Source organism: Streptomyces sp. (assembly GCF_019510245.1).
GTDB lineage: Bacteria > Actinomycetota > Actinomycetes > Streptomycetales > Streptomycetaceae > Streptomyces.
The window spans coordinates 212,868-236,856 of the sequence record NZ_JAEKKT010000117.1 but is presented as its reverse complement, the minus strand read 5'-3'; the positions used below and the strand labels follow the sequence as shown (position 1 = coordinate 236,856).

Here is a 23,989-nt window from a genome sequence, read left to right as displayed (position 1 = left end):
CTGTGAGGTATTGGGCGGCAGATTCACTTTCGGTGCCGCAGTTCTTCAGCACGGGATGGGAGCGATGCGTACGCAGGTGGACGGGGGGATGCGGGGGGTGTTGCGGCTGTGGTGGCGCATACACGTGATAGGGCCACACGAGAGGGGCGCGAGTGATGCAGGGCGGTGACGGATGTGCTCAAGGTGCGCTCGAACTCGGCACGGCCGACTTTGTAGATCCTGTACAAGAGGCCGTCACGCCGCTCAACGACTCGTTGCGACTCTCGAAGCCCCTTCATCAGTTCGTCGTCAGACGGCAGTGCCATCTCGCCTGGAGTTGCAGCCGCACCCTCAGCGGGGCTGGGGGCGGCGCCCAGGCGCCATCTAACTACTCGTCAGTAAAGTCAGCATTGGGTCAGCATTCGTCCTGGCAAAGATGCCCACAGATGCCCACACCCTGGAATCGAGAAGCCTCTCGGAGGCGCCGGTACAGCGGCCTCCGAGGAGACTTGCGTCAGTGGACGTCGAGGTGGGGCGGATGTCCGGGTGGCTCTGCGAACCTGAAGCCAGAGACTCGCGTCTTGCCTGGTCAGCGGGCCCGTCCTCGTGGTTTGAGGGGGGTCTCGGGCAGTGCGGGCGCGCTGAGCGGAGCCCCGTCGAAGTTCCACCACATGATCAGCTCCTCCTCGAACGGCTCGCCGCCCAGGAGCATGACCGCCGCGTCCGACTCCGCGCGCAGGGGGAGGTCGGTGCGGCCGCAGCCCAGGTAGAGCATGGAGCCCGGGAGCACCGGAACGCCCTCGACGTGCACCTCGCCGGACATCGCCAGGACGCCGTACTCGAAGTCGGGGTCGAGGGGCAGGCGGAGGTCGGTGCCCTGCGCGAGGGCCAGGTCCGCGCCGACGATGGGGGTGAACGTCGTACCGGGGGACGTCGCGCCGTCGAGGGAGCCGAGGATGACCGTGGCGGTCAGGCCGGGGGCCGTGACGGTCGGCAGGTCGGGGTGGTGTTCGAACCTCGGGTCCGTGTGACGGTGGGAGTCCGGCAGGGCCACCCAGAGCTGGGCGCCGTGCAGGTACCGGGCGTGCGACCGGGGGCTCTCCTCGGAGTGGCTGATCGCCCGGCCCGAGGTCATCAGCCCGAGCTCGCGCGGGCGGATCGTCTGCAGGCTGCCGGTCGAGTCGCGGTGCAGCACCTCGCCCTGATGCAGCCAGCTGACCGTCTGCAGCCCGATGTGCGGGTGCGGCGGGACCTGCATCCCCGGCTCGTCGGCGATGTCGTCGGGGCCGTAGTGGTCGACGAACGCCCAGGCACCGATCATGCGGCGGCCGAGGTTCGGCAGCAGCCGGCGCACCTCGGTCGACTCGCCGAGTTGCACGTGGCGGGGGCTCAGCAGCTCGCGGACGGGTTCGGCGACGACGAATCCGCGGCCGCCGCACACGCTCGGGACGGGCGCGCGGTCAAGGTTGCTCATGTCGGACAACTTAGCGGCCGAAGGTCCCCGTTGCCGAGGCGGTCAGCCGGTCGTACGGAATCCGTCCCTCACGTTGTCGAAGACCGGCCGGTAGCTGTCCCATTTCGCGTGCGGCGCGGAGAGGTCGATGTCGTACTCCCGGCCGCCCTCCCGGCTGTAGCCCAGGTCGATGGCGCGGAAGACGCGGGCCCGGCCCCGGAAGGTGAACTCCCACACCGCGGCCGGCTGTCCCCGGAACGCGGTCCGCTGCATCCGCAACCTGCGGTAGGTCGGGTAGTTGACCTTGGTGTTGGCCTCGATGTCGGCGAAGTGCGCGACGGGGGTCGCGCCGGCCGGCTCCACCATGCCGATGGTGACGCCGGCCAGGCCGGTGGGGTCCTTGTAGGTGAGTTCGCCGGTGGCACGGGTGGCGGTGGTCCAGCCGTCCGGGACGGGGAAGACGACGCCGAGGGCCCGGTCGGTGACGAGGCGGTAGCCCTGGGGGAGGGGAGAGGCGGCCGAGCTCGCGGTCGTCGTCGCCGATGACGGCGGATGCGTGTCGGCGGGTGTGCGGGACAGCGAATGCCGGTCGTCGCCCCGCACGGGTGTGCTCGGGTCCACTGTGGCGTACGTCAGCGGGCGGTCAGCTTCCACAGGTGGTCGGCGGTGCCGTTGTCGTCCCACTGGAGGACCTGGGCGCCCGAGGAGGTGCTCATGCCGGTCACCCCGAGCAGCAGCCCGCTGTTGTAGTTGGCGATCTTGTAGTAGCCGTCGCCGGACGGGATCAGCTGCCAGAGGTGGTCGGCGGTGCCGTTGTCGCCCCAGATCAGGGCGGTGCCGCCGTCGGAGGTACCCGCGTTGGTGATGCCCAGGAGCAGGCCGCTCGCCTGCTGCTTGATCTTGTAGAGGCCGTTGCCCGCGGCCACCAGGGTCCAGTTCTGGTCGGTGCCCGTGGTGGAGGTGGCCTGGACGACGAGGGTGCCCTGGGCCGTGCCCGCGCCGCTGGTGTCCAGGGCGAGGCCGCTGTTCCTGTTGGTGATCTGGTAGCGGCCGGCCAGCGAGGTGGCGGTGCCGCTCGGGGTGATGGTCAGGTGGTAGCCGTCGGAGGCGTTCATCGTCACCGGTACGGTGATCGAGCCGCCGTTGACCGGGTAGTCGGTGTCCGAGATCGTCACCGGCCCGGAGACGGCGGTCGTGCGGCCCTTGGACGGGGTGTACTCCAGCTTGACGTGCACGGTGCTGCCGAAGGCGGAGAGCGAGGAGAGCCCGTTGACGGTGACGGCACACGAACCGGTGCAGCCGCCGGTGACCACGCTGATCTGGTTGCCCGCGCCGTTGCGGGCGGCGAAGCCGTCGATGCCGGTCTGGCCCGGAGGCGTGGTGACCAGCATGTTCCCGGACATGTCGCCGTACCACTTGTAGAGCCAGTAGGCACCGTTGGGTGAGCCGCCGGTGTCGGTGAGGGTGTCGCCGAGGGTGCCGTAGTGGTTCCAGAAGGCCAGTTCGGCGTCGTGCACACCCGCCCGCTCGAACTTGGCGACGTAGCCCGCGAGCGGCCCCGGGACGCCGACCTCGCTCGTGGTGCCGTACTCCTCGATGGCGATCGGGCGGGGGCTGAGGCCGAGGCTCGACTCGAGTGCCCGGTAGTCGGCCACGTGCGCGGCGATGTTCGCGCTGCTCTGCAGCTCGTGCCAGCTGACGATGTCGGGCACGGCGTTGTTCGCGACGGCGTCCTGGAGGAACGTCTTCATCTTGCTGTCGGTGTACGTCGCGAAACTGGGCCCCTGGATCGGGGTGCCGGTGTCCTTCGCACGGACCTCCTTGTACGTCCGTGACCAGCCGTCGTCGAAGGCGCCCGCCGCCGAGGTGTCCCAGGTTCCGTCGGGCTCGTTCCACAGTTCGTAGGCGCTGATGTTCGTGGCGCCGGACGACCGCACGGACGCGACCTGCTTGTCCACGGCCGACAGCCAGTCGCTCCAACTCACCCACTTGTAGGGAAAGTTCGGGTACCAGTCCGGCATCCGTACGACCACCTTCGCACCGGCCTTGGCCGCCTCGGGGACGACGACCAGGGCGTCACCGCCGGGGGTGGGCTCGCCGTTGGGCAGCTGGCTGCCGCCGGGTGCCATCTGCACGAAGGTGTTCGGCTTCAGCGGCTCGACCAGGCTGTCGGCCGGCACGCTCGCCGTGTCCAGGCCATACAGACTGCCCGAGGCCACGTGGGTGACCGAGCGCAGGGTCTGGTTCGCGCTCACCACGAGGGTGGTGGCGGAGGTGGGTGACGCGTGGGCGGCGGGGGCCGTGGTGCCGAGCGCGGCGGCCGTGAGGGCCAGGGCACCGAGGGCCGCTCTGCGGGGGGTGCGGCTCATGGCATGGATCTCCTCGGGAATAGGCGAGTCGGAGGGTTCAGTCCTTCACCGCGCCCGCGGTCACGCCCGCGGCCACATAGCGCTGGGCGAGGACCAGGAGGACGGCCGCGGGGACCGACGCGACGACGGCGGTCGCCATGATCGCGTTCCACTCCTGGTTGTTGTTGCCGATGTACTTGTAGATGCCGAGCGTGATCGGCTTCCAACTTCCTCCGCCGTCCAGGGTGTTGGCGAAGACGAAGTCGGACCAGGCCCACAGGAAGCCGAACAGCGAGACGGTGACGATCGCGTTGCGGCTCAGCGGGAGGACGACCGACCGGAAGGTGCGCCAGGTGCCGGCGCCGTCGATCCGGGCGGCCGAGACGAGTTCGCCGGGGATGCCCGACATGAACGCGGTGAAGATCATGACGCCGAAGGGCACGGCGATGGTGGAGTCCGCGACGATCAGCCCCCACCAGGAGTTGAGCAGGCCGAGGTCCAGGAAGATGCCGTAGAAGCCCATCGCCATCACGATGCCCGGGATCATCTGGGCGATCAGCAGGGCCAGGCTCAGTGCCCCGCCGCCGTGCGGCCGGAGCTTCGCCAGTGCGTAGCCGGCCGGGGCCGCGATCAGGAGGGTGAGGGCGACCGTGCCGATGCCGATCAGCAGGCTGGTGCCCAGGTAGGGGAGCTGGTCGTCGAGGACCGCCCGGTAGCCCTCGAAGGTCGGGTGCAGCGGGAGCAGGTCCGGCGGGTCCTTGCGCATGTCCTGCTGCGGGGTGAGGGACACGTTGAGCATCCAGTACACCGGGAACAGCATCAGTGCGGTCAGGCAGAGGCCGATCAGGGTGTAGCCACGCGACTTCACGCTTCCTGCCTCCTCTGGACGCGGATGTGCAGGAGGCCGAAGACCAGGGCGATCAGGATCAGGATGTCGCCGACCGCGGCTCCGGGACCGAATCTGGGCAGCAGCGTGCCGAAGCCCAGCTGGTACGACCAGGTGGCCAGGGTGGAGGAGGCGTCGCCGGGGCCGCCCTTGGTCATGATCCAGATCAGGTCGAACACCTTGAGGGTGTAGACGAGCCCCAGCAGCAGCGTGATCGCGGACACCGGACGCAGCAGCGGGAAGGTGATCCGGCGGAACTGCTGCCAGGCGCCCGCCCCGTCGAGCGCCGCCGCCTCGTACAGCTCACCGGGGATGTTCTGCAGGCCGCTGTACAGGATGACCAGGTTGAAGGGGATGCCGATCCAGATGTTGGCGACGATCACCGAGACCAGCGCCCAGTCCGGCGAGGTCAGCCAGCCGACGGGGTCGACGCCGAGGAAGTGCAGGAAGTAGTTCACCACCCCCGACTCGCTGTTGAACATCCACGACCACGTCGACGCCGACACGATCAGCGGCAGCAGCCAGGGGATCAGGAACAGCGCCCGCAGCACGGTCGAGAGCCTGAAGTGCCGGTTGAAGAAGACCGCGAGGGCGAGCCCGATGACGTACTGGAAGGCGATCGACACGAAGGTGAAGACCATGGTGTGCCGCATCGCCGGAGCGAACGTCGGATCGTCCAGCACGGTGCGGAAGTTGGCCCACCCGGAGAACGGCGCGTCGCCGGCGACGAAGGAGCGCACGGTGTAGTCGCGCAGGCTGAGGTCCAGGTTGCGGTAGAGCGGATAGGCGTAGAAGACGGCGAGGTAGGCGAGGAGGGGGAGGACGAAGGCAAGAGCGGTCAGCCGCCGCCGCAGGGAAGGGGACAAGCGAACTCCCCGTGGTGCAGCGCTCCGTCCGGGCGCTGGGGGTACCCCCGGCCGAAGGCTGGGGGAGGAACTGCGCGACAAGCCCCCGCCGACCCGCGGATGAACAGCCACCGGTCAGCCCTTGCCCGCCGCGGCCTGCGCGGCATCCAGTGCGTCTTGGGGGCTCTTGCTGCCGGACAACGCCGCCTGGACGGCCGTCCACATCGGCTGCGAGATCGTCGGGTACTTCGTGCCGAGACCGCCGCTGGTCCGGCCCCGCGCCGCCGCGACCGCCGTCACCCACGGCTTCAACTCCGCGTTCTTCGCGACCTGCTCGGTCTGTACGGCGGAGGTCGGCGCCACGTACATGAGCGTGGTGTCCGTGGCCAGCAGACTGGAGTCGCTGGTCAGGCAGCCGACGATCTTCTTGCTGACGTCGTAGCGCGAGGTGTCCTTCTGCACGGGGACGGTGACGAACTCGCCGCCCGTCGGCACCGGCGCCGAACCGCCGTTCCGCGCCGGGATGTTGATGACGCCGTAGCCGAACCCGGCCTTGTCGGCGTTGCCGAGCTGCCAGGTGCCGTTCTCGCTGAACGCGTAGTCGCCGGTGGCGAACTCCTGCCAGCTGGTGGTCTGGGTGTTCTGCAGCACGTCCTTGGGCGCGTACCCCGCGTCCACCCACTGCTTCCACAGCGAGAGGGCCGCAACTCCCTTGTCGGAGTCCAGCTTCGTGAGGTCGCCGCCCGCACCCCAGAACCAGGGCAGGAACTGGAAGCTGCCCTCCTCGGTGTTGATCGCCGAGAAGGTGATCCCCTTCTTCCCGGCCGCCTTGACCTTCTTCAGCGCGTCCGTGAGCGACGCCCAGTCCTTGACGGAGGCCGGGTCGACACCGGCCGCGGAGAGGACCTTCTTGTTGTAGTAGAGCGCGAGGGTGTTGGCGCCGATCGGGACGCCGTAGGAGGCGCCGTCGATCGTGCCGGCGCCGATGATGTTCTTCTGGATCGAGGAGGTGTCGAGCCCGAGGTCGCTCGTCTTGTTGAGGATCCCCGCCTCCACCAGCGTGGAGACGACCGGGTTGTCGACCAGCATCACGTCCGGCGCGTTGCCCTGCTGCGCGGCCAGCAGCGCCTTGTTGCCCAGGTCGGTGGTGTCGTACGCGGTCCGCTTGAGCTTCACCCCGGCCGCGGTGCCGCACGCGGCCACCCGCTTGCCCCAGTCCGAGGAGGCGTCGAACTGCGGGTACGGGTCCCAGAAGGTGTACGTCCCGCCGGCCGGCGACGACGATCCCGAGGAGCCGGAACCGCCACCGCAGGCGGTGAGGGGGAGCAGGGCGGCCGTGGTGAGGGCCATGAGAGTACGGCGGGTGGGTATCACGGGGTGACCTCGTTGTCGTAGGACGGGGGGTGTCTCAGGAGGTGGGGAGCCAGACGCGCATGCTGCCGTCCTCGCGGTTGGCCCAGACGTGGTACGGGACCGCGGTCAACTCGACCGGCTCGCCGTCCGGTCGGGGACCGGTGCCGGACGCCGTCGCGTACGGCCACCAGCCCCGGTCGGAAAGCGGGCGCCGCCGGCCGGCGGCCACCACGGTGGTGACCCCGCCGAGCAGGTCCGGGCGGTGCTTCACGGCGAGCGGACGGGACGGGTCGAGGACGATGTCGTCCAGACCGCCGCCCGGATGGTCGGCCTGTTCCAGGCAGTGGACGAGCGGCCCGCGCTCGATCGCCACGCAGCCGCGTACGGCGTCCACGCGCGGGTCGGCCGCGGTGAGCCGGGGCTCCAGAACGAGTTCGAGGACCACGCGGTCGCCCGGCGCCCAGGTGCGCGACAGCCGCAGCCAGCCGTCGTCCACCGGCGAGTCGTACGTCTCCTCGCCGCACCGCACCCGGAACTCCCGGCACCACTCGGGGATGCGCAGCGACAGTGTCCAGGGGCCGTCGGACCGGGTCTCCTCGACGGTGAACGCGACCGTGCCGTGCCAGGGGTAGTCCGTCTCGGCCCGCACCAGGACCCGGTCGGTCGCGTACGTCCCGGTGACGAACTGGTGGATCTGCAGGCCCTGCTCGTCGCCCGATGCCAGGTAGTGCTGCAGGCTCGCCAGCAGCCGCATCACGTTGGGCGGGCAGCAGGCGCAGCGGAACCAGCGGGTGCGGCGGGCCGACTGGTCACCGCCGGCGTCGGTGTGGCCGTCGCGGACCTGGAGCGGATTGACGTACAGCCACCGCTCGCCGTCCAGCGAGACCCCGGCCAGGAAACCGTTGAAGAGGGTGCGCTCGATCAGGTCGGAGTAGCGGGCCTCCCCGGTGAGCAGGGCCATCCGCCAGCTCCACTGCACCGACGCGATGGCGGCGCAGGTCTCGCAGTAGGCCCGCTCGTTGGGGAGTTCGTACGGGTCGCCGAAGTCCTCCTTGTCGTGGTGCGCACCGAGCCCGCCGGTGAGGTGGGTCTTGGTGGTGGTCATGGCGTGCCACAACCGCTCGCCCGCTGACCGGAGTTCGCTCTCCCCGGTCTCCGCTGCCAGGTCCGCGGCCGCCGCGAGCAGGTACAACTGCCGTACGGCATGGCCCTCGACGTTCGTCGCCTCGCGCAGCGGGACGCGGTCCTGGCAGTAGGCCGCGCCGTCGAGCAGGCCGTGGCCGTGCCGGTCCACGAAGTATCCGGCCAGATCCAGATAGCGGCGCTCGCCGGTCTCCCGGTACAGCTCCACCAGAGCCGTCTCGATCTCCGGGTGGCCGTCGATGCCGTCGAGGGGTCTGCCGCTGCCGGGGAGGCCGAACACGGAGTCGACGTGGTCGGCGAACCTGCGTGCCACGTCGAGGAGTTCGCGGCGGCCGGTGGAGCGATGGTGGGCGACGGCGGCCTGGATCAGATGGCCCGCGCAGTACAGCTCATGCCCCCAGCGCAGGTCCTGGTACCGCTCTCCGCCCTTGACCAGCTGGAACCAGGTGTTGAGATAGCCGTCGGGCTGCTGGGCGGCGGCCACCAGGGCCACGATCCGCTCCACCTCGGCGGCCAGCGACTCGTCCGGGTTCTCGGCGAGTTGCCAGGACGCCGCCTCCAGCCACTTGTAGACGTCCGTGTCGACGAACGGGAACGCGCCCCGGAACCCGCCCTCGGCCGACGCCTCCGGTGCGGCCGCCGCCAGCCGCAGGTTGTGCAGGTTCCCGGCGGACTCCAGCAGGTCCGGACCCTGGGGGAGGGAGACCCTGGCATTGGTGGTGCGACGGTCGTGCCAGAAGCCCGCGTCGATGGTGACGGCCGCCGGACGCAGCGCCGTACGGGCGTCGGGGGTGAGCCGGACCGGGCCGACGGGGGAGGACGAGGCGGAGCGGGTGCGGGGCATGGCTCTCCGGGGTGAGGAGGGGGTGGGCGCCGTGACGTCAGTGCTGTCGATATGTCGAACACCGTCTGGAGCCTCGGGTATGGCGAGGCCGTGGGACCATTGTGAGCAACCGTTTTCTCGCCGAGAAGTACAGGGCAGCCGGAGACGGGGGTCAAGGCATCCGGCACGGATTTCTCAAGTTGCCCGAGGGGTCTGGTCCTTCACCTGGCGGGCTGCGAGGATGGCGGGCGGCTTTGTCGCCGCGAGACGGGCGACGCAGTCGAGAGACCATCGAGGAAAAGGTTTGCCCGTGACCTCCGCTCCAGACTCCCCGCCCACCGGCCGGGCCAGGCTCGCCGATGTCGCCGCCCTCGCCGGTGTCAGCGTGGGCACGGCCTCCAAGGCGCTCAACGGCGCCGGCCGGATGCGCCCGGAGACCCGGCAGCGGGTGCTGGACGCGGTGGCGGCGCTCGGGTTCCGGCCCAACCAGCACGCGCAGAGCCTGCACAGCGGCCGCAGCTGGACGGTCGGCCTGATGACCACGGACGGCATCGGGCGCTTCAGCACCCCGGTGCTGCTCGGTGCCGAGGACGCGCTGGGCGCCGGGAAGATCTCCGTCCTGCTCTGCGACACCCGCGGCGACGCCATCCGCGAGCAGCACCATCTGCGTACCCTCACCGACCGCCGGGTCGACGGCATCATCGTCGCCGGCCGCCGTACCGACCCCCGCCCGCCGCTGACCGGTATCGACCCGGCGATCCCAGTCGTCTACGCCCTCTCCCCGTCGACCGACCCCGCCGACACCTCCGTCGTCACCGACGACCGCGGCGGGGCCCGGCTCGCCGTGGAGCACCTGCTCGCCACCGGTCGTACCCGCATCGCCCATGTCACCGGGCCCGAGCACCACCAGGCCGCCCGCGACCGTGCCCGGCACGCCGTCGAGCACCTGGCCGGGGCGGGCCTCGAACTCGCGGCGGGGCGAGTGCACTTCGGGGAGTGGAGCGAGGCCTGGGGGCGGCGCGCCGCCGACGCGGTGCTGCGGACGGCACCCGGCACGGACGCCGTCTTCTGCGGCAACGACCAGATCGCCCGCGGGGTCGCGGACGTCCTGCGCGAGCGGGGGAAGGACGTGCCGGGGGACATCGCCGTGGTCGGCTACGACAACTGGGACACCATGGCCCTCGCCTGCCGGCCGCCGCTCACCACCGTCGACATGAACCTGGCCGAGATCGGCCGGATCGCCGCGCTGCGGCTGCTCCAGGCCATCGACGACGAGCCGGAGCCCGGGGTGCACACGGTGCCGTGCCGGCTGGTGGTGCGCGAGTCGAGCTGACGCGACGCCGGACGTGCCGCGAATCTTCACTTCCCGCACGGACATCCTGGTTGCTTAAGTCAATCAATTGACTTACATTCGGGAGGGTCGTGCAGACCCGAGCGGCCCTACGGAGGCCCGACCATGTCCCATGCACAGCCCCGGCCGGCGGTCGCCGGGGACTCCGCCGCGCCGCGGACCAACGTCGTCGTCGCGGTGCTGGCCTTCGGCGGGATCGTGGTCTCGCTGATGCAGACCCTGGTGATCCCCATCGTGCCCGAACTGCCGAAGCTGCTCAACGCCTCGGCGTCCAACGCGGCCTGGGCCGTCACCGCCACCCTCCTCGCGGCCGCCGTCGCCACCCCCGTGATGGGGCGGCTCGGCGACATGTACGGCAAGCGGCTGATGCTGCTGACCAGCGTGCTCATGCTGGTCGCCGGTTCGGTCACCGCCGCGCTGAGCGACACCCTCGTACCGATGATCATCGGGCGCGCCCTGCAGGGGCTGGCGTCCGGCGTGATCCCGCTCGGCATCAGCATCATGCGCGACGAACTCCCCGCCGAACGGCTCGGCTCCGCAACGGCGTTGATGAGCGCCTCGCTCGGTGTCGGCGGCGCCCTCGGTCTGCCCGCCGCCGCGCTGATCGCCGACCACTTCGACTGGCACGTGCTGTTCTGGACCTCGGCCGCGCTCGGCGTCGTCGCCGCCCTGCTCGTGCTGGCCCTCGTGCCGGAGTCGAAGGTGCGCACCGGCGGCCGCTTCGACCTGCCCGGCGCCCTCGGCATGGCGGCCGGCCTGGTCTGCCTGCTGCTCGGCATCTCCAAGGGCGCCGACTGGGGCTGGTCGAGCGGCACCACGCTCGGCCTGTTCGGCGCCGCCGTGGTCGTCCTGCTCGCCTGGGGACAGTACGAACTCCGCACCCGGGAGCCGCTGGTCGACCTGCGCACCACGGCCCGCCGCCAGGTCCTCGTCACGAACCTCGCCTCGATCGCCTTCGGGTTCTCGATGTTCGCGATGTCCCTGGTGCTTCCGCAGCTCCTGCAGTTGCCTGAGGCGACCGGCTACGGTCTGGGCAAGTCGCTGCTCGACGCCGGCCTCGTGATGGCCCCGACCGGCCTGGTGATGATGGCGATGGCGCCCCTGTCCGCCCTCATCTCCAAGAACTTCGGTCCCAAGGTCACCCTGATGTGCGGCGCGGTGATCGTGGCCGCCGGGTACGGGCTCAACATCGTGCTGATGGACGCGGTCTGGCAGCTCGTGCTGGTCTCCTGCATCATCGGCGCCGGCATCGGCTTCGCGTACGGCGCGATGCCCGCGCTCATCATGGGGGCCGTCGACCCGCACGAGACGGCCGCCGCGAACAGCCTCAACACCCTGATGCGGTCCATCGGCACGTCGACCGCGAGCGCCGTCGCCGGGGTGATCCTGGCCCAGATGACCACCGTCTTCGGCTCGACGGCCATCCCCTCCGAGAGCGGCTTCAAGGTGGTCATGGCGGCGGGCTCGGGCGCGGCGGTCCTCGCGCTGCTCGTGGCCGCGTTCATCCCGCGCCGGAAGCCGGCCGCGGCGACGGGCGGGGCGACGGGCGGGGCGACGGGCGGGGCGCAGCGGGCCACCCCCGCGCAGGCCGCGCCGAAGCCGGTCCCCGCGGCGCCGGTGGCGGCGGAAGCGGCTCCGGTGGGCACGGAAGAGGCTGCGCCGAACCTCCCCGTCCCCCTCCCCGCCGCCGGCGACGGCATCCGGGTGCACGGCCGGGTGCGCGGCACCGACGGAAACGGCGTCGGCCGGGCCGCCGTCACCCTGATCTCGCCCGGCGGCCGCCAGCTCGGCCGCGCGGTCGCGGACGCCGGCGGCGCCTACGCGGTGGTGGCACCCGGCGAGGGGACGTACGTCCTGATCGCTGCCGCCGACGGCTGCCGGCCGCAGGCCACCACCCTCGTCGTGAGCTCCGAACCGGTCGTCCACGACCTGCTGCTCTCCGGCAGCAGCGGCCTGGCCGGGGTGGTGCGGGCCGCCGACAGCGGGGCGCCGGTCGCCGGGGCGGCGGTGGTCGTCACCGATGTGCGCGGGGACGTGCTCGCCACCCAGCAGACCGACGGGCTCGGCGAGTTCACGCTCGGCGACCTGGTGCCGGGCACCGTGACCCTCGCGGTCAGCTCGCCCAAGCACCGGCCGCTCGCCCTGCCCGTCGAGATGGCCGGGACCGGGACCACCCGGGTCGACGTGGAGCTGCGGCCCGGCGCCCATGTACGGGGGACGGTCCGGGGAGCGGGAGGCCCGCTGGGCGACGCCCGGGTCACGCTGGTGGACGCCGCCGGCAACGTCGTCGGCACGACCACCACCGGGGACGACGGCGCGTACGCCTTCTCCGACCTGGACAGCGGCCAGTACACGGTCGTCGCGACCGGCTACCCGCCGCACGCCGCCGGGGTGGCCGTCTCCGCCGCCGACGTCCACGACCACGACATCGAACTCGCCCATCCGGGCGCGTAGTTCGCAGGAGCCAGGCAGCGGGTCCGGCGAAGTGGGTCGCGGTTCGGCAGCGCCCCAGACGGGTGCGGGGCCGTACCGAAGGTGCGGCCACCGCCGCGGTGCAGTCCCCCGGGTTCGAGTGAAGCCGGCAACTCGGGGGAGCGACCAGCCGGGACGGCGCCGCAGTCGACCGGCGACAAGTCACGGCGCCTCCGGCGGAGCACTCGGCCGTGCTCGGGCGGAGCACTCGGCCGTGCTCGGGCGGAGCACTCGGCCGTGCTCCGGCGGAGCGCTCAGCCGTGCTCGGGCCGCCGGGCCGCCCACAGGCCGCGGACGTGGCCCAGGTGGCGGGTCATGACCTCGTGCACGGCCCGCTCGTCACGGGCCAGCAGGGCGTCGAGGAGCTCCAGGTGCTCCTCGGCCGAGGCCTTCAGGCGTCCGGCCGCCACCAGCGCCGTCAGCCCGTACAGCCGCGAACGGCGGCGCAGGTCCCGTACCACCTCGACGAGATGGCCGTTGCCGGCCAGCGCCAGCAGGCCCAGATGGAAGGCCAGGTCGGCCTCGACGTAGGAGATCAGATCGCCCTTCACGGCCGAGGTGACGATCTCCAGGGCGACCGGCCGCAGCGCCTCCAGGTCGTCGGGGTCGGCGGTGGCCGCGAGGGCGACGGTCGTCGGGATCTCGATCAGGGACCGGACGTGCGTGTACTCGTCGAGCTGCTGCTCGGAGAGAGCGGTGACCCTGAACCCCTTGTTCGGGACGATCTCGACCATGCCCTCCTTCACCAGCTCCAGCATGGCCTCGCGCACCGGGGTCGCGGAGACGCCCAGGCGTGGAGCGAGCCCCGGCGCCGAGTACACCTCGCCGGGGCGCAGCTCACCGGCGATCAGCGCGGCCCGCAGCACGTCCACGACCCGCTCCCGGAAGTTCGGCTTCCGGCCGCCGAGCGACGGAATGGCGGGCTTGGCGGTGGGCGGGCTGCTGGGCCGGTCGGCCATGGCGGAACTCCTGGAGGATCGTCGGGGGAATCAGAGTACGAAGCCGGCCGGGAACGGGTCGTCCGGGTCCAGCAGATACTGGGCGGTGCCGGTGATCCAGGCCCGGCCGGTGAAACTGGGCAGGACCGCGGGGAGGCCCGCGACCTCGGTGGTGCCGAGGAGCCGGCCGGTGAACCGGGTGCCGATGAAGGACTCGTTCACGAACTCGGTGTCCAGCGGGAGTTCGCCGCGGGCGTGCAGCTGGGCCATCCGTGCGCTGGTGCCGGTGCCGCAGGGGGAGCGGTCGAACCAGCCGGGGTGGATGGCCATCGCGTGCCGGGAGTGGCGGGCCGTGGCACCGGGGGCGATCAGGTGGACGTGGTGGCAGCCGCGGATGGACGGGTCCTCGGGGTGGACGGGTTCCGCCTCGGCGTTGATCGCCGCCATGAGGGACAGGCCGGCCCGGAGGATGTCGTCCTTCCGGGTGCGGTCGAAGGGGAGGTCGAACTCGTCGAGGGGGAGGATGGCGTAGAAGTTGCCGCCGTAGGCCAGGTCATAGGTCACCGACCGGCCGTCGGCGAGCACGATCTTCCGGTCCAGCGCGACGGAGAACGACGGTACGTTCCGCAGCGTGACGTTCTTCGCCGCGCCGTTCTCCACCGCCACCTCGGCGACGACCGGGCCGGCCGGGGTGTCGAGCCGGATGGTGGTGACCGGCTCCACGACCTCCACCATCCCGGTCTCCACGAGCACGGTCGCCACGCCGATCGTGCCGTGGCCGCACATCGGCAGGTAGCCGGAGACCTCGATGTAGACCACGCCCCAGTCGCAGTCGGGCCGGGTCGGCGGCTGCAGGATCGCCCCGCTCATCGCGGAGTGCCCGCGCGGCTCGTTCATCAGCAACTGCTTGATGTCGTCGCGGTGGTCACGGAAGTACAGCCGGCGCTCGTTCATGGTCGCGCCCGGGATGGTGCCGATCCCGCCGGTGACCACGCGGGTGGGCATGCCCTCGGTGTGCGAGTCGACGGCGTGCAGGACGAGTTTGCTGCGCATGACGCTCCTGGTGGTGAGTCAGGCCGGTCGGTCGAGGCGGATCGGGTCGGCCGGGTCGGGGTCGGTCACGCCAGTCCGGCGGCGACGGCCTTCTCGGTGGCCGCGCGGACCACGGCCTCCTGCTCGGGCAGCAGCGGCACGCGCGGCGGGCGGCAGGCGCCGCCGTGCCGGCCGACGATGTCCATGGACAACTTGATGGCCTGGACGAACTCGACCCGGGAGTCCCAGCGCAGCAGCGGATGCAACTGCGCGTAGAGCCGGCCGGCGGTGTCCAGGTCCCCGCGGACCGCCGCGCGGTACAGCTCGACCGACGCGGCCGGCAGCGCGTTCGGGTAACCGGCCACCCAGCCCTTGGCCCCCGCGATCGCCAGCTCCAGCAGGACGTCGTCGGCGCCGATCAACAGGTCCAGCTCGGGGGCGAGTTCGGCCAGCCGGTAGGCGCGCCGGACATCCCCCGAGAACTCCTTGACCGCGTGGACGTACCCCTCCCCGTGCAGCTTGGCGAGGAGCTCCGGGACCAGGTCGACCTTGGTGTCGATGGGGTTGTTGTAGGCCACGACCGGTACCCCCGCCTTCGCGACCTCCGCGTAGTGGGCCAGCACCGACCGCTCGTCGGCACGGTAGGCGTTGGGTGGCAGCAGCATCACGGCCGCGCAGCCGGCGTCCCGGGCCTGCTCGGCCCAGCGGCGGGCCTCGGCCGAGCCGTAGGCGGCGACGCCGGGCATGACCCGGGCCCCGCCGATCGCGGCCACGGCGGTCTCGACGACCTTCGCCCGCTCCTCGGGGGTGAGCACCTGGTACTCACCGAGAGAGCCGTTCGGTACGACGCCGTCGCAGCCGTTCTCGACCAGCCAGGCGCAGTGCTCGGCGTACCTGTCGTGGTCGACGGAGAGATCGTCGCGGAGCGGGAGGGCGGTGGCCACGAGGACACCGCGCCAGGGGCGGGGGTGGGGAGTGGACATCAGGGTTCCTCCGGGGGGTCCGAGTGATCCGGGTGCTAGGTGACATGGCACTGTTAGTCGTCGGTGCCGCCGGCCCGTGCGAGCACCCCGAGCGGCACCGGCCCGGCGAACGGCCTGCGGGCCGCCGTCTGCGGGCAGCCGGTGAGCCCGGCGACCGCGGGCCCGCACATCCGCCCCTGGCACCAGCCCATTCCGGCCCGCGTGAGCAGCTTGACGGTCCGTACGTCTCCGGCGCCCAGCTCGGTCGCGGCCCGCCGGACCGCACCGCCGGTGACCTCCTCGCAGCGGCAGACGACCGTGTCGTCCGTGACCTGCTCGGTCCAGTGCGCGGGCGGTGCGTACGCCTCGTCCATCGTCACGGCGAACCGCCGCAGCCCGGCACGGGCCCGGGCGGCCCCCGCCCAGCGACGCGGGTCCGGCTCCCGGCCGGACAGCCGCGCGGCGGCGGACCGGCCCGCGATGTGCCCCTCGGCGAGGGCGAGGACCGCGCCGCCGACGCCGGTGGCCTCGCCGGCCGCCCACACCCCCGGTACGTCGGTGCGCTGCTCGTCGTCCACGTGCACCGCGACCTCGTCGATCCGGCAGCCCAGGCCCTCGGCGAGGTCGGTGTGCGGGAGCATGCCGTGCCCGACGGCCAGGGTGTCGCAGCCGATGCGCCGCAGCGTGCCCGGCCGGACCCGGCCCGCCGTGTCCAGCGCGGCGACGGTGACGGCCTGGAGCCGCTGGTCGCCGTGTGCCTCGACGACGGTGTGGTGGACCAGGGTCCGGACGCCGTGCCGCAGCAACCGGGCCGCGTAGTGGGCGCCTTCGGCGAGCTTGTCCGGCTGGGCGGCCAGTGCGGGGGAGTGCCGTACGAAGGCCCGCGGGTCCGCGGACTCCACCAGGGCCGCCACCCGGGCGCCCGCCGCCGCGAGCCCGGTCGCGACCGGCAGCAGCAGCGGTCCGGTACCGGCGACGACCGCCGTACGGCCCGGCAGGACCAGTCCGCCCTTCAGCATGGCCTGTGCCCCGCCCGCCGTGACGACACCGGGGAGCGTCCAGCCGGGGAAGGGCAGCACCTTCTCGTAGCCGCCGGTGGCGAGCAGCACGCCGTCCGCGGCAACCTCGACGGGCTGCTCTTGCTCGGGGCCGAGCAGGGCGTGCACGGTGAAACCGGACCGTCGCCGGGTCACGCACCACACGTGGTGGTCCCGCAGATGCGCCACCAGCCCTGCCGCGACGAGCCCGTCCAGGCCGGCGCGCAGCCGCTCCCAGCCGCGCCGGCGGTGGTGCAGCGCCTGCGGGCGGCGGGCGCCGAGCCCGGCGGCGGGCTGCCGGTAGAACTGGCCGCCCGCTTCGGGGGCCGCGTCGACCAGGGTGACCCGTACGCCGCGCCGGGCGGCGGCCAGGGTGGCGGCGAGACCGGCGGGGCCCGCGCCGATCACGGCGAGCCGGGGTGCCGGCTCCCGGCGGCCCGCGTCAGCCATCGTGCCCCGTCCCCTCCTGCGTACGGATCTCGTCGCCCGGGTGCGCGGGCACCAGGCAAGCCCGCTGATTGGGGCGGCCGTTGACCGTGACCAGGCAGTCGAAGCAGACGCCGATCCCGCAGAAGACCCCGCGCGGACGGCCCTCGCCGCGGGTCGTCCGCCAGGACGTGACACCGGACGCCCAGAGCGCGGCCGCGACCGTCTGGCCCGGCAGCGCCACGATCTCGCGCCCGTCGAAGGTGACGGTGAAGGCCGGGCCCGGCCGGGCCCGCACCAGCTGAAGGGGGTTCACGCGCTCTCCTCGCCGAAACGCTCGGGACGGAACGGGGTCAGGTCCAGCTCGGGTGCCCTGCCGCTCAGCACCTGGGCGAGCAACTGCCCGGTACCGGTGGCCAGTCCGATGCCCGCCCCCTCGTGCCCGCAGGCGTGGAACAGGCCGGGCGCCCTGGGATCGGGGCCGATGGCGGGGAGGTGGTCGGGCAGGTAAGGGCGGAAGCCCAGGTAGGTGCGCATCGCCCGGACGCCGGAGAGGAAGGGGAACAGCCGGATGGCGCCGGCCGCCAGCGCCCGTACGGCCGGCAGCGAGAACGACCGGTCGAAGCCGACGCGTTCGCGGCTCGCGCCGATCAGGACGGGCCCGGCCGCCGTGCCCTCGACGACCGGCGAGGTCTGCAGGGCGGCCGAGTCGCTGGCCACGTCGGCCACGTAGTCGGCGGCGTACACCTTGTGCCGTACCCGGCGCGGCAACGGCTCGGTGACCAGGACGAAGCCGCGCCGGGGGAGGACGGGCAGGCGCACCCCCGCGAGCGCGGCCACCTCACCGCCCCAGGTCCCGGCCGCGTTGACCACGGCCGGGGCGTGGATGTCGCCGCGGTCGGTGCGGACACCGCGTACGGTACCGCCGGCGCCGCGCAGCACCTCCGTCACCGTGCGGCCGGTCGACAGGCGGGCGCCCGAGGCCCGCAGGAGATGCGCGGCAGCGAGGGTCGGCATGACCTGGGCGTCCTGCGGATAGTGCATCCCGCCCGCCAGCCCGGCAGCCAAGTGCGGCTCGAGGTCGTGCAGTTGATCCGCGTCGACGTGCTCCGCCGTGACCCCGGCGGCCCGTTGCCCGGCAGCGAGCCCGGCCAGGGCGGCCAGCCCTTCGGGTTCGGCGGCGACGACCACCCCGCCCTTGGGTTCGTACTCGATCCGGTCACCGAACTCCCCGGCCAGGCCGGTCCACAACCGGCCGGACAGCAGGGCGAGTTCGAGCTCGGGCCCGGGCTCCTTGTCGGAGACGAGCAGATTGCCCTCACCCGCCCCGGTCGTGCCGCCGGCCACCGGGCCACGGTCCACCACGATGACGTCCAGACCCGCCCGGGACGCGTACAGGGCACAGGCGGCGCCTGCCATGCCCGCCCCGATCACTACGACGTCGCAGGTCAGTCGCATGCTCACGTCAGTAATATGTCACATGGCACACTGCGGCGGAAGACCGAATGGCGCTCCCGAGTTGACAGGAAGACGATGGAGTGGTGGACGGGAGTTCGAAGGGAGGACACCGTCATGCTGGAGATCAAGACGGTCGACAAGCCGGACGAGCGGCGTGACTTCCCCCGTGGCCACCTGGAGGCCGTGCACCTGACCGGCCTCGACTTCGCCATCGGCACCTTCGAGCCGGGCTGGCGCTGGTCGGAGTCGGTGGCGCCGATCGCGGGCACCGAGAGCTGCATGGTCCACCACAACGGCTATGTGGTGCAGGGCAGGATGCACCTCGTCATGGACGACGGCGGCGAGGGCGAGATCGGCCCCGGCGACGTCTTCGTCCTTCCGCCGGGACACGACGCCTGGGTCGTCGGGGACGAGCAGGTCATCGTGTACGACTTCGCCGGCGGCATGGCGACGGACTACGCGAAGGCCAAGGAGAGCTGAGAGCAACCGCGGGTGCCGTCACCTTCCGTAGCTCACGGCACCCGGTGTGTCACACCGGCAGCAGCCGCCCGATCAGCCCGCCGAGCTGGCGGGCGGTGCGGCACTCGTGCATCTCCACCAGCTCCGCGTAGTCCGGCGCGGCCGAGTCGCCGGTGCCCCACAGGGAGTGCGGTTCGGGGTTCAGCCAGTAGACGCGCCGCGCCTGTCCGGCGATCCGGCGGACGGCGGCGAGGTTCGGGTCGAGGTTGTTGGTGCGGGCGTCGCCGAGCACGAAGACCGTGGTCCGCGGGCCCACCGCGGCTCCGTACCGCTCCGCGAACTCGCCGAGCGCGACGCCGTAGTCGCTGCTGCCGTGCCAGCCGGTGAGCGTCGCCTCGGCGCGGATGCGCGCGCCCAGCCCCTCCGGATCGGCCCGGCCGTGCTCCAGGAGGCCGGTCACCTCGTCGATCCGGTTGACGAACGCGAACACCCGGACCTTGCTGAACTGGTCGTGCAGCGCCTGCACCAGCAGCATCGTGAAGTCGGAGAACCCCGACACCGAGCCCGAGACGTCGCACAGCAGCACCAGCTCGGGGCGGACCGGGCGGCGCCGGCGCAGCACCGGCCGCATCGGCACCCCGCCCGTCGACAGCGAGCCACGCAGGGTGCGCCGCAGGTCGATGGTGCCGCGCGCGGCCCGGCGGCGGCGCGCGGCCAGCCGGGTGGCCAGCTTCCGCGCCAGCGGCTGCACGGTCCTGCGCAGCTCGGTGAGCTGCTCCCGGCCGGCGGACAGGAAGTCCACCCGGTCGGCGGACGGCGCCACCGCCCGCCGGGCGATCCGGTCCCGGCCGCGCCGCTCGGCCACCCGGCGCCGGGCCTCCGCCGCGACCATGCCCCGGAAGGCCTCGATCCGCCGCCGGATCTCGTCGTCGAGCAGCCGGTCCGTGAACCCGGATCCGGTCCCGCCGCGCGCCCGGACGTCCGACCGCACCCGCGCGAGCAGCGTCTGCGGCCGCAGCCGGTCCAGGGTCTGGTACGACGACCAGCCGTCGGAGCCCGGCGAACTCCCGTACCCGCCCAGGCCGTCCACGGCCTCGGCCGCCAACTGCCGCAGCAGCGTGCTGTCGTCGTCCGCCAGCGCGGCGGCGAGCCGCTCCCGCAGCTCCTCCCGGTCGGCGGACGGGTCGCCGGAACCACCGCCGGGCGCGCCCACCGCGCGCGGGAAGTAGAGGTCGAAGACCTGGTCAAACACGGCCCGTTGCCCGGTGCCGTGCAGCAGGGTCGCGGCCAGCCCCTCGCGCAGCAGCTCCCGGTCCGCCAGGCCCAGCGCCGCCACCGCCCGGCCCGCGTCCACGGTCTCCCCGGTGCCGATCCGCACCCCGTGCGTCCGCAGCGCGCCGGCCAGCCCCGTCAGCCGCTCGGCGAGGTCGGCCGGAGCACCGGCCGGCGAGGCGGCCGATGCGTCGGCCGGTGTGCTCACAGCGCGTCCAGGTCCAGCTTGGCGGCCGCCTTCTGGATGTCGTCCTGGTGCTTGAGGATCACGCCCAGGGAAGCGCGTACCACCTGCTCGTCCAGCGTGTCGGCCCCCAGGGCCAGCAGCGTGCGCGCCCAGTCGATCGTCTCCGCCACCGAGGGGACCTTGCGCAGGTCCATCGCCCGCAGCGCCCCGACCACGCGGACCACGGACTCGGTGAGCGCCTCGGTGAGCCCCGGCACCTTCAGCCGTACGATCCGGCGCTCCAGCTCCTCGTCCGGGAAGCCGATGTGCAGGAACAGGCAGCGGCGGCGCAGCGCCTCGGACAGCTCGCGGCTTGCGTTGGAGGTGAGCACGACGAAGGGGCGGCGGGTCGCGGTGACCGTACCCAGCTCCGGCACCGTCACCTGGAAGTCGCTGAGCACCTCCAGGAGCAGGCCCTCCACCTCGACGTCGGCCTTGTCGGTCTCGTCGATCAGCAGCACCTTCGGGTCGTCGCCCCGGATCGCGGTGAGCAGCGGGCGGGGGAGCAGGAACTCCTCGCTGAAGATGTCGGTGCGGGCCTCGTCCCAGGTCTCGTCCCGGCCGGCGCTGATCCGCAGCAGTTGCTTGGCGTGGTTCCACTCGTACAGCGCCCGGGACTCGTCCACGCCCTCGTAGCACTGCAGCCGTACCAGCCGGGCCCCGGCGACCTGGGCCACGGCCTTCGCCAGCTCGGTCTTGCCCACCCCGGCGGGGCCCTCGACGAGGAGCGGTTTGCCCAGCCGGTCGGCCAGGAAGACGGTGGTGGCGACGGCGGGGGAGGCGAGGTAGCCGGTCTCCGCGAGGCGGGCGGAGACGTCGTCGACGGAAGTGAACAACGGGGCCTCCGGCTGATCAGGGTCGTGGAACGCGTGCGGCGAACCGGTCGGGGTTCCTATCTAAGCGCTTGTTCACCTCCCCTGCCACCCTGTATACCGGTCGGTTTCCTCACAGGATCCACGCAGGAGCGGGCCGGACAGGGCGGCGCGGCGGATCCGGTCCTGCTCGCCCGGCAGCTCATGCTGGTCTTCGACGGGGGCCGGCGCCCGGATCGAGCACCTCGACGACGGGCTGGTCACGGCGACGGTGACCACGCGGCTGGACGCGGCCGGCATGAAGCAGCCGCCCTAACGGATCACCAGAACGCGCCCGGCCGGTCGCCCACCCGGTGCAATGGAGGCGTGACCGCGCCCCCGAACGACTGCCTCGCGCGCAACGAGTGGATCTGCGGCGCATATCTGACCAGCCGCCGCCAGATCCTCCTCGACGCGGTCGGCCAGCACGTCCGGCTCACCGCGGTCTCGGTGCTCCTCGGACTCGTCATCGCCGTCCCCCTGGCCCTGCTGGCCCGCCACCGGCGCTGGTCGGCCGGACCCGTCCTCGGCGTCACGACCATCCTCTACACCATCCCCTCCCTGGCGATGTTCTCCCTGCTCCTGCCCGTGTACGGCCTCTCGGCCTCCCTCGTCGTCGCGGGGCTGGTGCTCTACTCGCTCACCCTGCTCGTCCGCAACATCCTGGCGGGACTGCGCGCCGTCCCCGAAGAGACCCGGCAGGCCGCCCGCGGCCTGGGCTACGGCCCGATCCGCCTCCTGCTCGCCGTCGAACTGCCCCTCGCGCTGCCCGCCGCGATGGCCGGCCTGCGCATCGCCACCGTCTCCGCGGTCTCCCTGGTCACCGTCGGCGCGATCGTCGGCTTCGGCGGACTCGGCAACCTGATCTACGCCGGCATGAACACCTACTTCAAGGCCCAGGTGCTCACCGCCTCGGTGCTCTGCGTGCTGATCGCCGTCGCCGCCGACCTGCTGCTGCTCGGCGTGCAGCGGATGCTCACCCCGTGGACGCGGGCGGACCGCGCGTGAACACCCTCGCCGACGCCTGGGCCTGGCTCACCGACCCCGCGCACTGGGCCGGGGAGGACGGCATCGGGCACCGGCTGCTCCAGCACCTCGTCCTCACCGTCGTCTGCCTCGTCGTCAGCTGCCTGATCGCGCTGCCGGTCGCGCTGGTCCTCGGCCACCTCGGCAAGGGCGGCGCGCTCGCCGTGAACATCTCCAACGTCGGCCGGGCCGTCCCCACCTTCGCCGTCCTGGTGCTGCTCCTCCTCACCCCGATCGGCAGATGGGGCGAGGGCCCCACCGTGGTCGCCCTGGTGCTCTTCGCCGTGCCGCCCCTGCTCACCAATGCCTACGTCGGCATGCGCGAGGTCGACCGAAGCACCGTGCAGGCCGCGCGGGGGATGGGGATGACCGGGCGACAAGTGCTGTTCCGTGTCGAACTGCCCCTCTCGCTCCCCCTGGTCCTCAACGGAGTGCGGATCGCCGCCGTCCAGCTCGTCGCCACCGCCACCATCGCCGCGCTCGCCGGCGGTGGCGGACTGGGCCGGATCATCACCGCCGGATTCAACCTGGCCAGCACACCCATGGTGGTCGCCGGAGCGTTCCTGGTCGCGGTCTTCGCCCTGATCGTCGAGGGTGTCTTCGAACTCGCCGAGCGCCTGGCCCCGGTCTGGCTGCGGGGCACGCGATGAGACTGCGGACGGCGGCCGGTGCCCTGCTCCTCACCCTCACCGCCTGCACCGCCGGCCCCTCCCTGGAGAACCGCGGCGAGGTCACCGCACCCCCGGGCGACAGCAAGCACCTGACCGTCGGCTCCGCCGGCTTCACCGAGAGCGACCTGCTCGCCCAGATGTACGCCCAGCTCCTGGACCAGGCGGGATACAAGACCTCCTTCATCACCGTCGCCAACCGCGAACTCTACGAACCCGCTCTGGAGTCCGGGCAGATCGACGTGGTCCCCGAATACGCGGCCACCTTCGCCGACTGGCTCGACGCCAAGACCAACGGGCCCGACGCACCACCCGTGGGCTCCCCGGACCTGACCACCACGATGCGGGCACTGCGCCGCCTCGCCACCCCCCGCGGCCTCACCGTCCTCGACCCCGGCAGGGCGGTGGACCAGAACGCCTTCGCGGTCACCGCCGCGTACGCCCGGCAGCACCACCTCAGGACCCTCAGCGACCTCGGCGCCTCGGGACTGAAGGTACGGCTCGCGGCGGGCGACGAATGCGTGCAACGGCCGTACTGCGAGCCGGGGCTGAAGAAGGTCTACGGCATCGACATCACCGGCGTCGACCCCAAGGGCGTCGGCACCACCCAGGCCAAGCGGGCGGTGCAGAGCGGCCAGGACCAGATGGTGCTGACCACGACCACCGACGCGACCCTCGACCAGTTCGGGCTGGTCCTGCTCGCCGACGACAGACATCTTCAGAACGCCGACTACGTCGTCCCGGTCGTCAACCGCGCGCGGGCCGGCAGCGAGCGGGTCACCAGGGCGCTCGGCAGGGTCAACGACGTCCTCACGACGGCCGACCTGGCCTCGATGAACCAGCAGGTCGACAGCTGGCGGCGACTGCCCGAGGACGTGGCCCGGACCTATCTGCGGGACAAGGGCCTGCTGAAGTGACGGCAGGCGGCGGCCGGTGGGGCGACGGCCCGGGCCGTTGTCAGTGGCGGGCGGTACGTTCGAG

20 protein-coding genes and 1 pseudogene are annotated in these 23,989 nt (G+C 72.3%); 6 read left to right on the top strand and 15 right to left on the bottom strand.

Annotated features, from left to right (window positions below; translation table 11 throughout):
- Positions 1-568: 568 nt before the first annotated feature.
- From JF597_RS09530 to JF597_RS09500, 7 genes and pseudogenes are all read right to left on the bottom strand, one after another.
- Positions 569-1,453 carry a pirin family protein gene (locus tag JF597_RS09530; RefSeq protein ID WP_293991727.1) on the bottom strand — a complete coding sequence of 295 codons (885 nt, stop codon included), beginning with the start codon at positions 1,451-1,453 and terminating at the stop codon, positions 569-571.
- 42 nt (positions 1,454-1,495) lie between these two features.
- Positions 1,496-1,945, bottom strand: a pseudogene (locus tag JF597_RS09525) (serine/threonine protein kinase); the annotation flags it as partial.
- 119 nt (positions 1,946-2,064) lie between these two features.
- Positions 2,065-3,801 carry an RICIN domain-containing protein gene (locus tag JF597_RS09520; protein WP_293991725.1) on the bottom strand — a complete coding sequence of 579 codons (1,737 nt, stop codon included), beginning with the start codon at positions 3,799-3,801 and terminating at the stop codon, positions 2,065-2,067.
- Positions 3,802-3,838: 37 nt separating this feature from the next.
- Complete coding sequence (locus tag JF597_RS09515) at positions 3,839-4,600, bottom strand: carbohydrate ABC transporter permease (RefSeq protein WP_293991770.1); 762 nt, start codon at positions 4,598-4,600, stop codon at positions 3,839-3,841.
- Between the two features lie 44 nt (positions 4,601-4,644).
- Positions 4,645-5,532: a carbohydrate ABC transporter permease gene (locus JF597_RS09510; RefSeq protein ID WP_293991723.1), complete on the bottom strand. Its 888-nt coding sequence runs from the start codon at positions 5,530-5,532 to the stop codon at positions 4,645-4,647.
- Positions 5,533-5,646: 114 nt separating this feature from the next.
- A complete protein-coding gene (locus tag JF597_RS09505; RefSeq protein ID WP_293991720.1) occupies positions 5,647-6,861 on the bottom strand; it encodes an extracellular solute-binding protein in 1,215 nt (404 codons plus the stop codon).
- Between the two features lie 58 nt (positions 6,862-6,919).
- Positions 6,920-8,851: a beta-L-arabinofuranosidase domain-containing protein gene (locus JF597_RS09500; RefSeq protein ID WP_293991718.1), complete on the bottom strand. Its 1,932-nt coding sequence runs from the start codon at positions 8,849-8,851 to the stop codon at positions 6,920-6,922.
- Between the two features lie 289 nt (positions 8,852-9,140).
- Between JF597_RS09500 and JF597_RS09495 the strand changes: the two genes are divergently transcribed.
- Both JF597_RS09495 and JF597_RS09490 read left to right on the top strand, forming a co-directional pair.
- A complete protein-coding gene (locus JF597_RS09495) occupies positions 9,141-10,163 on the top strand; it encodes a LacI family DNA-binding transcriptional regulator (RefSeq protein ID WP_293991715.1) in 1,023 nt (340 codons plus the stop codon).
- Positions 10,164-10,286: 123 nt separating this feature from the next.
- Entirely contained in the window at positions 10,287-12,635 is a 2,349-nt protein-coding gene (locus JF597_RS09490) for an MFS transporter (RefSeq protein WP_293991713.1), read from the top strand.
- 272 nt (positions 12,636-12,907) lie between these two features.
- On the opposite strand, the gene JF597_RS09485 is transcribed toward JF597_RS09490, so the two are convergent.
- The 6 genes from JF597_RS09485 to JF597_RS09460 all read right to left on the bottom strand — a co-directional run bounded on the left by JF597_RS09485 (position 12,908) and on the right by JF597_RS09460 (position 18,512).
- Entirely contained in the window at positions 12,908-13,612 is a 705-nt protein-coding gene (locus JF597_RS09485; protein WP_293991711.1) for a GntR family transcriptional regulator, read from the bottom strand.
- A gap of 30 nt (positions 13,613-13,642) precedes the next feature.
- Positions 13,643-14,644, bottom strand: a complete 1,002-nt coding sequence (locus JF597_RS09480; RefSeq protein WP_293991709.1) for a proline racemase family protein — start codon at positions 14,642-14,644, stop codon at positions 13,643-13,645.
- Positions 14,645-14,709: 65 nt separating this feature from the next.
- A complete protein-coding gene (locus JF597_RS09475; RefSeq protein ID WP_293991707.1) occupies positions 14,710-15,606 on the bottom strand; it encodes a dihydrodipicolinate synthase family protein in 897 nt (298 codons plus the stop codon).
- 53 nt (positions 15,607-15,659) lie between these two features.
- Complete coding sequence (locus JF597_RS09470) at positions 15,660-17,072, bottom strand: NAD(P)/FAD-dependent oxidoreductase (RefSeq protein ID WP_293991704.1); 1,413 nt, start codon at positions 17,070-17,072, stop codon at positions 15,660-15,662.
- On the bottom strand, positions 17,065-17,364 hold the full coding sequence (locus JF597_RS09465; RefSeq protein WP_293991702.1) for a (2Fe-2S)-binding protein: 300 nt from the start codon (positions 17,362-17,364) through the stop codon (positions 17,065-17,067). Before JF597_RS09465 ends, JF597_RS09470 begins: the two co-directional genes overlap by 8 nt.
- Complete coding sequence (locus tag JF597_RS09460) at positions 17,361-18,512, bottom strand: FAD-binding oxidoreductase (RefSeq protein ID WP_293991700.1); 1,152 nt, start codon at positions 18,510-18,512, stop codon at positions 17,361-17,363. The genes JF597_RS09465 and JF597_RS09460 overlap by 4 nt, the downstream gene beginning before the upstream one ends.
- Positions 18,513-18,620: 108 nt before the next feature.
- Here JF597_RS09460 and JF597_RS09455 point away from each other — a divergent pair, with 108 nt between their 5' ends.
- Positions 18,621-18,986, top strand: a complete 366-nt coding sequence (locus JF597_RS09455; RefSeq protein WP_293991698.1) for a cupin domain-containing protein — start codon at positions 18,621-18,623, stop codon at positions 18,984-18,986.
- 49 nt (positions 18,987-19,035) lie between these two features.
- Here JF597_RS09455 and JF597_RS09450 read toward each other — a convergent pair whose 3' ends face one another.
- Positions 19,036-20,445, bottom strand: a complete 1,410-nt coding sequence (locus JF597_RS09450) for a VWA domain-containing protein (protein ID WP_293991696.1) — start codon at positions 20,443-20,445, stop codon at positions 19,036-19,038.
- The gene (locus JF597_RS09445) at positions 20,442-21,299 is read right to left on the bottom strand and encodes a MoxR family ATPase (protein ID WP_293991693.1); all 858 of its coding nucleotides are present in this window, start codon (positions 21,297-21,299) and stop codon (positions 20,442-20,444) included. The genes JF597_RS09450 and JF597_RS09445 overlap by 4 nt, the downstream gene beginning before the upstream one ends.
- A gap of 342 nt (positions 21,300-21,641) precedes the next feature.
- On the opposite strand from JF597_RS09445, the gene JF597_RS09440 reads away from it, so the two are divergent.
- The 3 genes from JF597_RS09440 to JF597_RS09430 are packed head-to-tail and all read left to right on the top strand — an operon-like array spanning position 21,642 to position 23,925.
- Positions 21,642-22,322, top strand: a complete 681-nt coding sequence (locus tag JF597_RS09440) for an ABC transporter permease (protein WP_293991690.1) — start codon at positions 21,642-21,644, stop codon at positions 22,320-22,322.
- Positions 22,319-22,990, top strand: coding sequence for an ABC transporter permease (locus JF597_RS09435; RefSeq protein WP_293991768.1), 672 nt, complete (start codon positions 22,319-22,321; stop codon positions 22,988-22,990). Before JF597_RS09440 ends, JF597_RS09435 begins: the two co-directional genes overlap by 4 nt.
- Complete coding sequence (locus JF597_RS09430; RefSeq protein WP_293991687.1) at positions 22,987-23,925, top strand: ABC transporter substrate-binding protein; 939 nt, start codon at positions 22,987-22,989, stop codon at positions 23,923-23,925. The genes JF597_RS09435 and JF597_RS09430 overlap by 4 nt, the downstream gene beginning before the upstream one ends.
- Positions 23,926-23,989 lie beyond the last annotated feature (64 nt).

Bases quoted from the DNA above. Each gene is read 5' to 3' on its own strand.
- JF597_RS09485 (WP_293991711.1), bottom strand. From the start codon at position 13,612: ATGGCCGACCGGCCCAGCAGCCCGCCCACCGCCAAGCCCGCCATTCCG.
- JF597_RS09515 (WP_293991770.1), bottom strand. From the start codon at position 4,600: ATGCTGTTCCCGGTGTACTGGATGCTCAACGTGTCCCTCACCCCGCAG.
- JF597_RS09430 (WP_293991687.1), top strand. From the start codon at position 22,987: ATGAGACTGCGGACGGCGGCCGGTGCCCTGCTCCTCACCCTCACCGCC.
- JF597_RS09530 (WP_293991727.1), bottom strand. From the start codon at position 1,453: ATGAGCAACCTTGACCGCGCGCCCGTCCCGAGCGTGTGCGGCGGCCGC.
- JF597_RS09480 (WP_293991709.1), bottom strand. From the start codon at position 14,644: ATGCGCAGCAAACTCGTCCTGCACGCCGTCGACTCGCACACCGAGGGC.
- JF597_RS09470 (WP_293991704.1), bottom strand. From the start codon at position 17,072: ATGGCTGACGCGGGCCGCCGGGAGCCGGCACCCCGGCTCGCCGTGATC.
- JF597_RS09505 (WP_293991720.1), bottom strand. From the start codon at position 6,861: ATGGCCCTCACCACGGCCGCCCTGCTCCCCCTCACCGCCTGCGGTGGC.
- JF597_RS09520 (WP_293991725.1), bottom strand. From the start codon at position 3,801: ATGAGCCGCACCCCCCGCAGAGCGGCCCTCGGTGCCCTGGCCCTCACG.
- JF597_RS09490 (WP_293991713.1), top strand. From the start codon at position 10,287: ATGTCCCATGCACAGCCCCGGCCGGCGGTCGCCGGGGACTCCGCCGCG.
- JF597_RS09500 (WP_293991718.1), bottom strand. From the start codon at position 8,851: ATGCCCCGCACCCGCTCCGCCTCGTCCTCCCCCGTCGGCCCGGTCCGG.
- JF597_RS09475 (WP_293991707.1), bottom strand. From the start codon at position 15,606: ATGTCCACTCCCCACCCCCGCCCCTGGCGCGGTGTCCTCGTGGCCACC.
- JF597_RS09455 (WP_293991698.1), top strand. From the start codon at position 18,621: ATGCTGGAGATCAAGACGGTCGACAAGCCGGACGAGCGGCGTGACTTC.